Raw genomic sequence first — 15,990 nt, forward strand, 5'->3', positions numbered from 1 at the left:
GTTGAGCACCGCAAGCGTGCCCTCCGGCCGCCTCCCCCTGACCCACGCGCAGTTGGGCATCTGGAACGCACAGAGCCTGGAGCCGGACTCGCCGTACTACGTGGTCGGCGACGTGGTCGAGATATCCGGCAGCGAGCCGGTCGACGTCCAGGCGCTGGTCGAGGCGGTCAGGGCGACCACCGAGGAGGCCGAGACGCTGCGCTTGCGTGTGTACGACACCCCCGACGGGCCACGCCAGGCGGTGAGCGAGGATCCGGTCGAGCCGCCCGAGGTGCTCGACGTCAGGGACGCGGCCGACCCAGTGGCCGCCGCCCAGGCGCTGGTCGACGCCGAGCGGGCGCGGACGGCCGAAGCGTGCCGGGGGATGGTGGACCGGCCGCTCTGCTCACGTACCGTCATCCGGCTCTCGGACAACGAGGTCTGGTACACCCAGCTCGGCCACCACCTGGTGTTCGACGGCTACTCCGCCGCGATGCTCGCCCGCCGCACCGGTGCCCGCTACACCGCCCTCGTGCGGGGCACCCAGCCGGCGAAGTCGAAGTTCGGCAGCTTCGCCGACCTCGTCGCCGCCGACCGGGCCTACCGGGAGAGCGACCGGTTCGCCGATGACCGGGCGTACTGGGTCGAGCGGTTCACCCCGCTGCCCGAACTCGGCTCCCTCGACGGCCCCGGCACCGCCGGCGCGCCCGACCGCACCCTGACCGCCCGCACCGTCCTCACCCCCGAGGAGACGGCCCGGCTGCGCGCGTTCGCCGACGCCGAGGGCGTCACCTGGGGCGAGGCGCTCATCGCCGGGTATGCCGCCTTCCTGCACCGGATGCTGGCCCGCACCGACGTGGTGTTCGCGCTGCCGCTGATGTGCCGGACGAGCCCCGCGGAACTGCGTACGCCCGCGATGGCGGTCAACGTGCTGCCGCTCCGGGTCACCGTGCGCGGCGGCGACCGGCTCGGCGAGCTGAGCACGCGGGTGGCGTCCGCCATGCGCGAGATGCGCGAACACCAGCGGTACAGGGGCGAGGACCTGCCGCAGGACCTCGGCGCCCCTGGCGCAGGCGCCCTGCTGCACGGACGCGGCATCAACCTCAAGGCGTTCGACCTGGCGATCGACTTCGCAGGGTCGGGCGGTGTGATGCGCAACGTCGCCGGAGGCCCGCCGGAGGACATGGGCCTCAGCGTCCTGCCCACCCGTGACGGCGGACTGCTGCTCGGCTTCGAGGTCGACGCGCGGACCAACGACCAGGCGGCCGTCGACAGCCTGTTGTCCGGGCTGCGGACGCTGCTGGCCGCACTCGTCGACGGCACGCCCGTCGGGCGGATCGCCATGACCGGCGACGTGGACCGGCTGATGGAGCCCTGGTGCCCGCCCGCGCTGCCCGGCACCCCGGTGGACGTGCCCACCGCCTTCGACACGATGGCCGCCGCGGGAGACGGACGTACGGCCCTGGTGTGCGGCGAGGTCCGGCTGTCCGCGGAGGAACTCGCCGACCGGGTGCACCGGGTGGCCCGCGCCCTGCGCGCCCGGGGCATCGGCGCCGACGACGTCGTGGCGCTCGCGCTGCCCCGCTCCGCCGACTCCGTCGTCGCCCTGCTGGCGGTGCTGGACGCGGGCGCCGCGTTCCTGCCGCTGGACGCCGCGTACCCGCCCGAGCGGCTCCACGAGCTGATCGACGACACCCGCCCCGCACTGGTGGTGACCTCGGGCGCGATGGACGGGCTGCCCTGGGACACCCTTCTCGGCGAGGCCGCAGGCCTGTCCGGAGCGCCCCTGATCGCCGGTGAACTGGCCGCGCCCCGGCACCCCGAGCACCTCGCCTACGTCATCCACACCTCGGGCTCGACCGGACGCCCCAAGGGTGTCCTGGGCCGGGTCGGCGGTCTGGCCGCACTGCTGCACCACCAGCGCTCCACCGTCGTCGCGGAGGCCGAACAGGCCGCCGGCAGGCAGCTGCGCGTCGCCCACACCTACTCCTTCGCCTTCGACTCGGCCTTCGACCACCTGGTGTGGCTGCTGTGCGGGCACGCCCTGCATGTCTACGACGCCGAGACGATCCGCGACGCCGACGCCCTGCTCACCGCGTACACCCGTGACGGCATCGACATCGTCGACACCACCCCTTCGATGGCCGCCCCGCTGATCGAGGGCGGACTGCTGGACCTGCGGCCCACGCTGCTGGTGCTCGGCGGGGAAGCGACCCCGCCCGCACTGTGGCAGCGGGTCGCCGGATCGGGGACGGCAGCGCGCAACATCTACGGCCCGACCGAGGCGACCGTCGACGCCACCACCGCCCGGATCGACGGCGACGAGCCGACGATCGGCCACCCGCTCGCAGGCACCAGGACCTACGTCCTGGACAGCGCGCTGCAGCCCGTCCCGGGCGGCACCACGGGAGAGCTCTATCTCGCGGGACCGCACCTGGCGCGCGGCTACCTCGGCAGGCCGGGAGCCACATCCGAACGCTTCGTCGCCGACCCGTTCGGCGCACCGGGGGACCGGATGTACCGCACCGGCGACCTGGCCCGCTGGGTGCCTGACCGCGGTCTCGTATACGGCGGCCGGGGCGACGGGCAGATCAAGATCCGTGGACATCGGGTGGAGACCGGCGAGGTCGAAGCGGCACTCGCCGCCGTCCCCGGGGTCACCGCCGCGGCCGCCAGGGTGCTGTCCTCGCGGCTGATCGGATACATCGTGTCCGCGTCCGTCGACGGGGACCAGGCACGCGCCCACCTCGCCGAGCGGCTGCCCGACCACATGGTGCCCGCGGCCGTTGTGGTGCTGCCCGAACTGCCGGTCACACCCAACGGCAAGCTCGACCGCGCCGCCCTGCCCGCGCCCGTCTCCGCCGGCGGAGGCCGGGAGGCGAGCACCGAGCCCGAGCGGCTGCTGTGCGCCGTGCTCGCCGAGACCTTCGAGGTCGAACGCGTCGGTGTGGACGACGACTTCTTCGCACTCGGCGGCGACAGCATCACCGCGATCACCGTCAGCAGCAGGCTGCGCGCCGCCGGTCTCGGGCTGCGCCCGCGTGACCTGCTGGCCCGCCGCAGCTTCGCCGCCCTGGCAGCGTCCGCCGAGCTGCTGGTGGACGTTGCCGAGCCGGTGGACGAACCCACAGGGCCCGTTCCGGCGCCGCCGATCGTACGCGGACTCCTCGATCCCCACCCCGATGTGGACGTCATCGCCGGATACGCCCAGTGGACCGCCCTGAGCGTCGACGCGCTGGACCGGGACGCCCTGGTCACCGGCGTACGGGCGGTGCTCGACCACCACGACGCACTGCGGCTGCGGACGGCCGACGGCCTTGAGGTGCTGCCCCGGGGCACCGTACCGGCGGTCGTGGAGGAGGTCAGCGGCGAGTACGTCGACGCCGACGCCCTGGCCCAGCGGCTGGCGGCGGACCTCGACCCCAGGACGGGCGACCTGCTGCGGGCCGCTCTGCTGCGCACCGGCGACGCCACCCCCGACCGGCTCGTCCTCGTCGTGCACCACCTCGCCATGGACGGGGTGTCCTGGCGAGTCCTGCTGCCCGACCTGCACATCGCCTCCACCGGAGGCGCCCTCGCCCCCGTCGGGGCCTCCTGGCGCAGGCACGCGCTGCTCCTCGCCGAACAGGGCACGACCGGCGCGCGGCGGGGCGAACTCGACCACTGGCGCACCGCGCTGGCCGCCGCGTCCCGGCTGGGAGCCCGGCCGCTCGACCCGGCGCGCGACACGGTGTCGACCGCCCACCGCTCGGTCACCGTCGCCTCGCCCGAGGTCACCGACGCGCTGCTGACCACCCTGCCCGCCGCGTACCGCGCCGGTGTCGACGAGGTGTTGCTGGCCGCGCTCGTGCTCGCCCTGCGTACCTGGGGTCTGCCGGGCGACGACGTGACCGTCTCGATGGAGGGCCACGGCCGCGAACACCTCGATCTGTCCCGCACGGTCGGCTGGTTCACCAGCGAGTACCCCGTCCGTGTCCCCGCGTCCGACGACGTGGGGCGTGCGCTGCGCGCCGCCAAGGAAGCCCGGCGCGCCGTGCCCGACGCCGGCATCGGATACGGCGTACTGCGCCATCTCGACCCGGGGACGAGCGCCGAACTTTCGGCCACCCCGCCCCCGGACGTCCTGCTGAACTACCTGGGCAGGTTCGCCCCGTTGTCCGACACCGGATGGCGGCTGCCCGAGCGCGACGCCTTCTCGGTGACCGAGCCGGGCGCCAAGGCGCTGGAACAGATCCTGGCCCTCAACTGCTTCGTCCACGAGGAGGGCGCGCCCCGGCTGGCCGTCGAGTGGACCGCGGCGACCGAGGTGCTCGGCACCGATGTCGTCGAGGCCCTCCAGAGCGCCTGGGCCACGGCTCTGGACGCCCTGGCCGAGCACGCACTGCACACCCGGGGCGGGCTCACCCCGTCCGACCTCCCGCTGGTCGACCTCGACCAGGCGGCCATCGACACCCTCGAACGCACCGGCCGCATCGCAGACGTACTGCCCGCCACCCCGCTCCAGGTCGGGCTTTCCTTCCACACCCTGCTCCGTGACGACGACGAGACCGACGTCTACGTCGTCCAGGCCGTGACCACCCTGGTCGGTGAGCTGATCCCGGAGCGGATGGCCGAGGCCGCACGCGAACTGCTGCGCCGGCACCCCGCCCTGCGGGTCTACCTGGGCACGGCGGGCGACGACGTGGTGCAGGTGATCCCCTCCGACATCGCCCTGGACTGGCGGGAGGACGACCGGTTCACCGAGGCCGCGCGCGCCGACCTGGAGCACCCGTTCGACCCCAGCAGGCCGCCGCTGATCCGCTTCCTGCTGTCCCGTGTGGGACCCGCCGAGCACAAGCTGGTGATCACCAACCACCACTCCCTGCTCGACGGCTGGTCCATGCCACTGGTCGGCCGTAGCCTGCTCGCCATCTACGCCGAGCTCGGCGGCGGGCCCGCCGCCCCCGCAGGCCGGCCGCTCTCGGAGTACTTCCGGTGGCTGGCGGGCCGGGACCGTGAGGTGTCGCTCGGCGCATGGCGCGACGCCCTGGCCGGCGTCGACGACGCGACGAGGCTGGCACCCGCGAGCACCGGCAGCGGCATCGAGCGCCCCGGCCGCGAAACCGTCGGTCTCGGCCGCGAGTTCAGCGACCGGCTGCGCGCCTTCGCCCGCGAGGAGGGCGTCACCCTGACGACGGTGCTCCAGACCGCGTGGGGACTTCTGCTGGGCCGGCTCACCGGGCGCCAGGACGTCGTGTTCGGCTGCCCGGTCTCCGGGCGGCCCGCCGAGGTCGACGGCGTGGAGTCGATGATCGGCCAGCTCGGCACCACGATCCCGGTACGCGTCCGGCACGGCCGGAACACGACGGCGCGTGACCTGATGGCACAGGTGCACGCCGAGAGCGTCGCGCTGGGCGAGCACCACCACATCGGGCTGCCCGAGATCCAGCGGGCCACGGGCATCGGTGAACTCTTCGACACGATGCTGGTGATGGAGAACTTCCCGCTGTCCAGCCGGAAGCGCACCCCGCTCGCCCCCGGGCTCGACCTGGCGGGCGTGGACATCACCGACGCCACCCACTACGCCCTGACCGTCATCGTGATCCCCGACGACGAGATCACGATCGGCCTCGGCTACCAGCCGCGCGCCTTCGACGCGTCGGCCGTACGCGACTACGGCCGCTGGCTGCACAACCTCCTGCGGGAGATCGTCGACGACCCGGCACGGCCGGCTATCAGGCTGCCCGCGCTCGACGCCGACGAACGGCAGCGGATGCTGCGCACCGGCACCGAGATCGTCGCCGCCAGGGCGCGCGGTCACTGGCTGGACGAGTTCGCCGCCTGGGTGGACCGCAAGCCCGACGCCGAGGCGCTGGTCTGCCGCGACCGCAGCCTGAGCTACGCCGAACTGGACGCCGAGGCCAACCGGCTCGCCCATGCGCTGATCGCGCGCGGGGTACGGCCGCAGGACCCCGTCGCCGTGCTGCTCGGACGTGACATCGAGATGACCGTGGCATTGTTCGGCGTGATCAAGGCCGGTGCCGTGTACGTACCGATGGACGCGAGCTACCCGCGCGAGCGGCTCGCCTACATGTTCGACGACATCGCCCCGGCCGCCGTCGTGACGACGGGCGCCGAACTGCCCGTCGCACGCGAGATCCCGGTGCTGCGCCTCGACGACCCGGCCACCCTCGCCTCGGCGCCCGGCACCGATCCCGCCGAGGCACGCGCCGCGCTCACCGACGACGCGCTCGCCTACGTCATCTACACCTCGGGCACCACCGGGCGCCCCAAGGGCGTCGGCGTGACCCACAGGGGTGTGCCCGACCTGATCGCACTCCAGGAGGAGGTCGTCGGCGTCACCGAGCGCGACCGCTACCTGCACTTCGCGTCGACCAGCTTCGACGTCGCGTTCTGGCAGACCATGGTGCCGCTGCTCTCCGGCGGCACCTCCGTGATCGCGCCCGAGGAGGTGCGCGTACCCGGCGACGAACTCCTCGACTACATCGTGGAGCACCGGGTGACCGGAGTGAACCTGCTCCCCTCGTTCCTCGCCGCGATGCCCGACGACCGCACCGTCGACCCCGACGTCTTCTTCGTCGTCGGCGCCGAGCGCCTGGACCCCGAGCTGGCACGGCGCTGGGGCCAGGGCCGCAGCGCCATGTTCAACGCCTACGGGCCGACCGAGGTCACCATCAACTCCACACTGTGGCGCTACGACCCGGACGACACGGGGCCGCTGCCCATCGGCCGCCCCGACCCCGACGTCCGCGCCTACGTACTCGACGACGGCCTCCAGCCGGTCGGCGTCGGGGTGACGGGTGAGCTGTACCTCGGCGGCCCGAGCCTGGCCCGGGGCTACCTCGGCCGCCCCGGCCTCACCGCGTCGACGTTCGTGGCCTCCCCCTACGGCCCGCCCGGGGAGCGGATCTACCGCACCGGCGACCTGGTGCGGTGGCGGCCCGACGGACAGCTGGTGTTCATCGGCCGTGCCGACCACCAGATCAAGATCCGGGGCTTCCGCGTCGAACTGGGCGAGATCGAGTCCACGCTCACCGGCCATCCCGACGTCCGCGCCTGCGCCGTGATCATGCGGGAGGGCAGGCTCGTCGGCTACGTCATCCCCACCGACGACGCCGAGTTCGACACCGCACGACTGCGCGAGTACCTGGCCGGGGAACTGCCCGACCACATGGTGCCCACGGCACTCGTGCCGCTCGACCGGCTTCCGCTGAGCCCCAGCGGCAAGCTCGACACCTCGGCCCTGCCCGCGCCCGAGATCACCGCGGCCGCACGGCGTGCACCCGCCACCGAGGCCGAGGCCCTGCTGCTCGCGGTGTTCCGGGACATCCTGGGCACCGACGACGTCGGCCTCGACGACGACTTCTTCGCAGTCGGCGGGGACAGCATCGTCGCCCTCCAAGTGGTTTCGCGCGCCCGGCGCCAGGGGCTCGGTCTCGCCGCCAAGGACGTGTTCGAAGGGGAGACCGTCGCCGGCATCGCCGCCCGCGCCAGGGACCTCGACGCGGGTGAGGCACCCGCGGTCGGGGACGCGCCGCTGACCCCGGTGATGCGGGACCTGCTGCGCCGCGCGGGGTCCGCCGCCGACGCCTTCTGCCAGTGGGTGGAGATCTGCGTCCCGCCCGGCGGCGACGAGTCAGGCTGGCGGTCCGTGCTCGACGCGGTACTCGCCCGCCACGACGTGCTGCGGGCCCACCTGGCCGACGACGTCCTGCGCATCCCGCCCGTCGGCGCCGTCACCGGGGCCGACGTACTGACCCGCGTCCCCGCGGGCGGCGACCTGCGGGCAGCGGCCGACTCCGGGACCGAGGCGGCCCGCGCCTCGATGGACCCGCGCACCGGACCCCTGCTGCGCGCGGTGTGGGTGGACGCCGGCCCCGACTGGCCGGGCCGCCTCGTGCTGATCGCCCACCACCTGGTCGTTGACGGCGTGTCCTGGCGCGTCCTGCTGGACGACGTGGAACACGCCCACTCCGGAGGCACCCTGGCCAGGCACGGCGAGTCGTTCCTCGGCTGGGCGCGTACGCTGCGCGCGGCCGACCGGCGCGACGAGCTGCCGCACTGGCAGCGGACGAGCGGCGCCCCGGCACTCGCCGGCCGCCCGCTCGACCCCGCCGTCGACACCGTGGCCACGGCGACGCACCACGAGCTCCGGCTCGACACCGAGGCGACCCGCGCCCTGATCACGACGCTGCCCGCCGCCTACCGCACCACCCCGGACGCCGTGCTGCTCACGGCGCTCACCCGGGCCGTACGCGCCTGGCGCGGGACGCCGCAGCTCCTCGTCGCGCTGGAGAGCCACGGGCGTCCGCGGCAGGTCGACCTGTCCCAGACCGTCGGCTGGTTCACCGCCGTCCACCCCGTGCTGCTCGACGCGGACGACGACGTACAGGCCGTGAAGGAGCGGCTGCGCGCCCAGGGCGACGGACTCGGCCACGGCATCCTCACCACGGCCGGCCTGCTCGACCCCGTGCGGCCCGAGATCGCCTGGAACTACCTCGGCCAGTACCCAGGAGCCCCGGCCGACGAGACACCCTGGCAGGCGCCCCCGGACGCCGACCCCCTCGGCTCCGGCGGGTCAGACAGCATGCCCCTGCCGCACAGCCTGATGGTCAACGCCCTGGTGCGCGACGAGACGCTCGGGGTACGGATCACCTCACCCTCGGCGCTGTTCACCCCCGCCGAGATCGAGGAGCTGGCGGAGCATCTGCGGACCGCGCTCCTGCGCACCGCGTCCGCACCGGAGATCGGCGCGCTCGGCCCCGACCGCCAGGTGGCCGCCGTACAGCCGCTCAGCCCGTTGCAGGAGGTGATGCTGCGGCACTCGCGCACCGAGCGGCCCGACCCGTACACCGTGCAGTCGACGTTCTCCCTCGCCGGCGCGCTCGACGTCGAAGCCCTGCGCGCCGCCGGCGACGAACTGCTGGCCCGTCACCCGAACATGGGCGCCGTCTTCCCCGCCACGCTGGCGGTGATCCCCATGGCGCCCCGCCCGGACTTCCGGGTGACCGACAGGCCGGCCGGCGAGGTGCTCGCCGCCGACCTGGCCGAGCCCTTCGACCTCGCGGCGGGTCCGCTCGTCCGCCTCACCGTGATCCGGCGCGGTGCCGAGCGCGCCGACCTGGTGCTGACCACCCATCACGTCCTGTCCGACGGCTGGTCGGCCCCGCGCATCCTCACCGAACTGTTCGCCCTCTACACGGCGCGGCTCCGGGGCGTGGCCCCGGATCTGCCCGCCCCCGTACCGTTCGGCGACTACCTGACCTGGTGCGCCGACCACGAACCCGACCTGGCCGCCTGGGCGGCCGAGCTCGACGGCCTGCCCGATGGCGACCACCTCGGCGGCGTCGAGCCCGGACCGGCCTGGCAGGAACCCGAGGTCATCGACTTCGACCCGGCCCTGGTGGCCGACCTCACCCGCACCGCGGCCCGGCGCGGACTGACCCGCAACACCCTGGTGCAGGGCGCCTGGGCGGTGCTGCTCGCCCGGCGTTCAGGACGAAGGGACGTCTGCTTCGGCGCCATGGTCGCCTCCAGGCCCCCCGAGCTGGACGGCGTCGAGGAGATCATCGGGCTGCTGGCCAACACCGTCCCCGTACGGGCACGGCTCGACGGCACCTTCGCCGAGACGCTCACCGCACTCCAGGCCGGGCAGCGGGCCCTGGTGGAGCACCAGCACGTCCCGCTGGCCGACCTGGAGCGGCTGACCGGCCGCAGCAGGCTCTTCGACAGCATGGTGGTGTTCGAGAACTACCCGGTCGACCCCGACCGGCTGCGCGAACCCGCCCCCGGGCTCAGGGTCGTCGGCACCCGCTTCCGTGAGGCCACGCACCACCCGGTGACCCTGACGGTCATGCCGGACGGCGAGGGCTGGACCGGTGTGCTCGCCCACCGGGCCGGGGTGGACACCGCAGGGCTCGCCGACGAACTGCTCGATCTGCTCAGGTCCCTCGACAAGCACCTGGACGCGGCTGCGCTCGACCTCCTGGAGGACCGATGAGCGGGGACGTCGCGCCTCCCGCCGAGCGGGTGGACCGGCGGCTGCTGGGGGTCGCCTTCATCCTGGTGCTCGGCACCTTCATGGCGACGCTGGACGCCACCATCGTCAGCGTCGGCATCGACACCCTGACCGAGGAGTTCGGCGCCTCCGTCGCGGAGATCCAATGGGTCACCACCGCCTATCTGCTGGCGGTGGTGGCCGCGGTGCCGGCGTCCGGCTGGCTGGCCGACCGGTTCGGCGGGAAGCGGACCTGGCTCACCGCCGTGGGCGTGTTCCTGCTCGGCTCAGTCCTGTGCGCGCTGGCCTGGTCGGCGACCAGCCTGGTCATCTTCCGGGTGATCCAGGGTCTCGGTGGCGGGCTGCTGCCCGCCACCGGGCAGGCGCTGCTGGCCCGTATCGCGGGACCGAACCGCACCGGGCGGGTGATCAGCGTCGTCGCGGTCGTCCCGCTGCTCTCACCGGTGCTCGGCCCGCTGGTCGGTGGCTCGGTACTCGGCGTGGCGTCGTGGCCGTGGCTGTTCCTGATCAACCTGCCGATCGGTGTGATCGCCGCCCTGCTCGCCCGCCGCTTCGTCCCCGCGGTGGCGCCGTCGACACGCCGGACCCCGTTCGACGCCCGGGGGGCCCTGCTGCTCTCGCCCGGCCTGGCCGTCCTGGTGTACGGACTCACCGAGGTCGCCCACGGCCGCACCCTGCCCGCCGTGGCCGGAGTGGCGGTGGGTCTCGCGATGCTCGCCGGCTTCACCGTGCACGGGCTTCGGACCCGCACAACCCCGCTGGTCGACCCCCGGCTGTTCGCCCGGCCGCCCTTCGGCGCCGCAGCCCTCGCCCTGGTGGTCCTCGGCGCCTCGGTGTTCGGCACGACGTTCCTGCTGCCGCTCTACTTCCAGACCGGCCGCGGACTGTCGGCGTGGCAGGCGGGACTGCTGCTGGCCCCGCAGGGGCTGGGCGCCGCAGCCGGATCCGTCCTGGTCAACCGCACCATCGACAAGGTCGCGCCACGGACGCTCGTGGTGACCGGCATCGTGCTGATCCTCGCGGGGACCGTCCCCTTCACCCAGCTGGGCCACGGGATCCCCGACGCCGTGATCGTCGTGGCGCTCGCGGTGCGCGGTCTCGGCATGGCGATGGTCGGCGCGCCCGTGATGAACATCGTCTACAGCCGCATCGAACCCGAGCAGCTGCCACGGGCGTCCGGAGCGCTCAACCTGCTCAACACCGTGGGCGGTTCGGTGGGTACCGCCGCCCTCGCCGTGGTCCTCCAGAGCCGGCTGTCCCACCGGGGCCAGGACATCCCCTCGGCGTTCGGTGACACCTTCTGGTGGGTGCTCGGCTTCTGTCTGCTGGCCGCCGCCGGGGCCACCAGGCTGCCGAGGACCCGGGCCAGGAAGTCATGAACCGTCCGACGCTCGCCAGGCGCTGGTGAGACCCTCCAGCCAGGCCGGGGGCAGTTCCGCGTGCTCCCACTCCGTCCGCAGAGCCGCCGGTGCGCTCATGAGGCGTTCGAGCACGGCGATGCTCGTGGGGGAGTGGAGGAGGGAGTAGCGGCCGTGGACGGCGATGCGGCTGCCGGGCCCGTACCGGGCGTACAGCCGTTCCAGCCGCTCCCGGTGGGTCTCGGTGAACTGCTCCAGCTGTCCGGCGTAACCGACCCGGCCGACGACACTCAGCGTGCCGATCACCGCGGTGAGCACCTCGTCCGACACCTCGGGGTCGAGGCCCGAGCGCTCGCTGAACGCCAGATAGAGGGGCGTCACGGCGACGTTCACCCGCTCCACGTCCACCCGGCCCACCGGGGGAAGGCGCGCCGCGGTGGAGCCCGACGCCGCCGGGCCGATAGCACGGTCGAGGGCCTGTTCGGCGACGCGGGCGAGCTCGTCGCCGACGGCCCTGGCACCGTCGTGCCAGCCGGTGGTGTACGGCTCCCCGTGGCCGGCCGGGGCGCCCGCGGCCTTCCCGACCTCGCTGTGCGCGTCGGCGACGGCACCGGCCTCCACGAGCGCGATCAGCTCCTCGGCCTCGCCCCTGAACACTCCCGCACGGCCGAGGAGCTCCAGGAGGGTGTTCTTCGCGTTGAGGACACCGGCGGAGTCCAGCGGGCGCCGGCCCGTTTCGGCGGTGTTGATCGCGTCCCCCTCGTCGTCCTCGGTCCGGGCCTCCAGCTTAGACCGACCCGCATACGAGAGGCGGGGGCGCGCGGCCGGTGCCACCCGGGTGCGGGCCCCCTGGGGAGGCCCGCACCCGGATGGGTCAGCGGCCCTCCGACTCCTCGATGGCGGCGGGGCGCGACTGGGCGGCGCGGACGCGTGCCACGTCGAGCTTGGTGCCGCGGTCGAAGCGGTAGATGCCGTTCTCCTCCTGGAAGACGTCCGTCAGCTGCGTGTAGCAGTAGCCGAACATCGCGGGATCCTGGAGCAGCACCCCGATGAGGCCGCTGAAGCGGGCGTGGAACTCCTCCTCGTCGCGTATCCGCTCGCCGTAACCCCAGGAGGCGGTGCGGTCCTCGCCGGACAGCTCGGCCGCGGCCTCCGGGTTCCACCAGATGCCGCCGAACTCGCTGACGAAGTACGGCTGCCCACGGTAGGGCTGGGAGTAGGCGGCCCCGTTCTCGTAGGTGTTGACGAACGGCTCGCCCTTGGCCAGTCCTGACATCAGCTGCCGGAAGGTCTCCGGGTCCTGCTCGTAGTTGTGGGCGTCGTAGATGTCGGTCTCCGCCACCCGGTGGGCGTAACCGGACGCGTCGATCACGGGCCGGGTGGTGTCCAGGGCCTTGGTGGCCAGGAACATGGCCCGGGTGACGTCGTCGAGCCCGGTGATGCGGTCGTGCAGTTTCTGGTACGTCTCGTTCAGCGGGCACCAGCCGACGATCGAGGGGTGCGAGTAGTCGCGCTCAACGGCTTCCAGCCACTGGCTGACGTAGGAGGAGTCGGGCTGCTGGTTGTTCCCCGACGAGCCGCCCGTCTCGCAGCCCCAGTCCCCGAACTCGCCCCAGACCAGGTAACCGAGACGGTCCGCGTGGTACAGGAAGCGCTCCTCGAAGACCTTCTGGTGGAGCCGCGCCCCGTTGAAGCCCGCCTCCATCGCGAGCTCGATGTCGCGCACCAGGGCCTCGTCGGTGGGCGCGGTCATCAGCCCGTCCGGGTACCAGCCCTGGTCGAGCACCAGCCGCTGGAAGACCGTGCGCCCGTTGAGAGTGACCGCCTTGCCCCGCAGCCCGACGGCGCGCAGACCGGCGTAGCTCTCCACCGAGTCGAGCACCTCGCCGCGCTCGTCGACGAGTTCGAGCCCGATGTCGTACAGATGCGGGTCGTCGGGGCCCCACTCGCGCCGCCTGTCCGCCGGGACCGGGAGGTGCAGACGGGGCGCGAGGTCGAGGTCGGCGCGCGCCTCGGCGCGGCTCACCTCTCCGTCCCCGTCGCTCAGGACGGCACGCACCCGGTGTCCCGGCAGAGCGCCGCCGGACAGCGGGAGTTCCAGGTGGAAGGCGGAACCCGCCAGGTCGGGGGTGATGCGGGGGCGCCGCAGATGCACCGCGTGGACGGGCTCGAGCCAGACGGTCTGCCAGATACCGGTCACCCGGGTGTAGTTGCAGTCGTGGTTGGCGTACCGGGTGGCCTGCTTGCCACGGGCCTGCGGGCCCCAGCGGGTGTCGCGGGCCCTGACGGTGATCACCACGTCCCGCCCGGATCCTGCGATGTCTCCGAGATCGGCCGTGAACGGGGTGAAGCCGCCGCGATGGCGTGCGACCTCGGTGCCGTCCGCCCAGACGGTCGTGTCGTGGTCGACGGCCCCGAAGTGCAGCAGGACCCGGCGCCCCGCCCACTCGGCGGGCAGCGACAGGACCCGCCGGTACCAGACGGCCTCCAGGAAGTCGGTGTCGCCGATGCCCGACAGCTCGGACTCGGGCGGGAAGGGTACGAGGATCTCGCTGTCCAGCTCACGGCTGAGGAGGCCCCGCTCGAGACCGCTGTCCCCTCGGTCGGTCTCGAACTGCCAGAGGCCGTTGAGATTGAGCCAGTCGCGGCGCGCGAACTGCGGTCGCGGGTACTCGGGGCGCGGTACGGAGTGGATGGGCACGCGTGCTCCAGTGGGTCGTCGGGCCGGCGGCGTACGGCGGCCCCGTGGTGGTACGGAGGGAGGAAGAGAAGAGAGAAGGCGGGTCAGGATCCGCCGAGGCCTGTGGTGGCCACCGAGCTGACGATGCGGCGCTGGAAGAGCAGGAACACCACGACCAGCGGCAGCGCCGCCAGCAGAGCGGAGGCCATGGCCTGGGCGTACTGGATGCCGAAGGCGTCCTTGACGGTGGCCAGGCCCACCGGGAGCGTCATCAGGTTCGGATCGTTGGTGACGATGAAGGGCCACAGGAAGTTGTTCCAGGCGCCGATGAACACGAAGATCGAGACGGCGGCCACGATCGGCCGGGAGAGCGGCAGCACGACCGACCGGAAGACACGTACCTCGGACGCGCCGTCGAGCCGGGCGGCGTCCTCCAGTTCCTGGGGTATGCCGTCGAAGAACCGCTTCAGGATGAACACCATCATGGGCGCCACCACCTGGGGCAGGATCACCGCCGCGTAGGTGTCCACCAGGTTGAACATCAGCATCTGCTCGAACAGGGGCACGATGAGGAGCTGCGGTGGGACCATGACCGCCGCGATGGTCACGGCGAGCAGGACCCGGCGGCCGCGGAAGGTGCCGCGCGAGAAGCCGTAGGCGGCCAGGGTGGAGATCGTGACGGTGATCAGTGTGACCACCCCGGCGACCAGGAAGCTGTTGGCGGCCCAGAGGAGCACGTTGCCGCGTTCGAGTATCTGCTCGTAGGCGGACAGCGTGAAGGCGCCCTTGAAGGGTGACAGGCCCGGCTTGGAGACGTCCTGCTCACTCTGGAAGGAGGTGGCGACCGCCCACAGGAGCGGCAGCAGCCAGACGGCGGCCAGCACGGTGACCGCACTGCCGGCGAGGATGCGCGGCAGCCGGCCGTGACCGAGGAGCAGGGGGGATCCGGCCTGTTCCCTGGGCGGGCGGCGTCGCGTCCGCAGGGTCGTTGCGGTGGTGGACATCGGTCAGTCCTCCTGGCGGAAGAGACGGAACTGCGCGAGTGAGACGACGATGACGAGCGCGAAGAAGACGTAGGAGACCGCGGAGGCGTAGCCCAGCCGGTAGCCGGTGAACCCGACGTCGTAGACGTACTCGAGGAGGGGGCGGGTCGAGCCGTTGGGGCCGCCCTTGGTGAGGATGTAGATCTGGTCGAACACCTTCAGCGACGCGAGGATCTGGAGCATCGCGACCAGGACGGTGGTCCTGCGCAGCTGCGGGAGGGTCACCGACCACAGCCGCCGCCAGGCACCGGCGCCGTCGAGGGCCGCGGCCTCGTCGTACGTCGTCGGCAGGGACTGGAGAGCGGCGAGGTACAGCAGGAAGTTGAAGCCGACCGTCCACCAGACCGTGAGCACGGCCACCGACCACATCGCGACGGACTCGTCGGACAGCCACCCGACCGGGCCGATGCCGAGCGCCCCGAGCAGTTCGTTGCCGAGGCCGACGTCCGGCTGGTAGAGCCAGGTCCAGATGAGCGTCACGACGGTCACGGGCAGCAGGTAGGGCACGAAGAAGGACAGCCGCCACACCCACTGGCCGGCCAGTCCGCTGTGCACCAGGAGCGCCATGACGAGGGCGATCAGCACCAGAGGGACGCTGGATGCCGCGGTGAAGAAGACGGTGTTGCCGAGGCTGCTCCAGACGTCCGGGTCACCGAACGCCTCCGCGTAGTTGTCGAACCCGACGAACGACGTGGCGCGCAGTGCGAGCGAGCTGTCGGTGAAGCTCATCCAGAGGCCCTGGACCACGGGCCACACCAGAAAGAGCACGAAGGGCACCGCGAAGGGCAGGACGAAGAGCATGCCTGGGCCGCGCCGGCGGGAGCGCCGCGGGCGAGCGGTGGCGAGCGGCGGTTCGCCGGTGGGCGCGGGGGCGCCGACGGGCGTGGTGGTGGTCACGTCGATAACTCCTTC

Annotated in this window: 6 protein-coding genes; 2 read left to right on the forward strand and 4 right to left on the reverse strand. The window is 72.9% G+C overall.

Going from position 1 to position 15,990, the window contains the following annotated elements:
* Position 1: 1 nt before the first annotated feature.
* Positions 2–9,979 (forward strand): amino acid adenylation domain-containing protein, encoded by a 9,978-nt coding sequence (locus tag OG623_RS32660; RefSeq protein ID WP_406151206.1) that lies wholly within the window; start codon positions 2–4, stop codon positions 9,977–9,979.
* On the forward strand, positions 9,976–11,376 hold the full coding sequence (locus OG623_RS32665; protein ID WP_406151207.1) for an MDR family MFS transporter: 1,401 nt from the start codon (positions 9,976–9,978) through the stop codon (positions 11,374–11,376). Before OG623_RS32660 ends, OG623_RS32665 begins: the two co-directional genes overlap by 4 nt.
* Here the strand turns inward: OG623_RS32665 and OG623_RS32670 are convergent.
* The 4 genes from OG623_RS32670 to OG623_RS32685 form a co-directional block, all read right to left on the reverse strand.
* Positions 11,371–12,189 (reverse strand): hypothetical protein, encoded by an 819-nt coding sequence (locus tag OG623_RS32670; protein ID WP_406151208.1) that lies wholly within the window; start codon positions 12,187–12,189, stop codon positions 11,371–11,373. The two genes, OG623_RS32665 and OG623_RS32670, sit on opposite strands and share 6 nt — an antisense overlap.
* A gap of 40 nt (positions 12,190–12,229) precedes the next feature.
* Positions 12,230–14,056: a glycoside hydrolase family 2 protein gene (locus OG623_RS32675; protein ID WP_406151209.1), complete on the reverse strand. Its 1,827-nt coding sequence runs from the start codon at positions 14,054–14,056 to the stop codon at positions 12,230–12,232.
* 83 nt (positions 14,057–14,139) lie between these two features.
* Complete coding sequence (locus OG623_RS32680) at positions 14,140–15,039, reverse strand: carbohydrate ABC transporter permease (RefSeq protein ID WP_406151210.1); 900 nt, start codon at positions 15,037–15,039, stop codon at positions 14,140–14,142.
* Positions 15,040–15,042: 3 nt separating this feature from the next.
* Entirely contained in the window at positions 15,043–15,975 is a 933-nt protein-coding gene (locus OG623_RS32685) for a carbohydrate ABC transporter permease (protein WP_406151211.1), read from the reverse strand.
* Positions 15,976–15,990 lie beyond the last annotated feature (15 nt).

It is taken from the genome of Streptomyces sp. NBC_01012, assembly GCF_045162755.1.
Taxonomy (GTDB): domain Bacteria; phylum Actinomycetota; class Actinomycetes; order Streptomycetales; family Streptomycetaceae; genus Streptomyces.

Bases quoted from the DNA above. Each gene is read 5' to 3' on its own strand.
- OG623_RS32680 (WP_406151210.1), bottom strand. From the start codon at position 15,039: ATGTCCACCACCGCAACGACCCTGCGGACGCGACGCCGCCCGCCCAGG.
- OG623_RS32665 (WP_406151207.1), top strand. From the start codon at position 9,976: ATGAGCGGGGACGTCGCGCCTCCCGCCGAGCGGGTGGACCGGCGGCTG.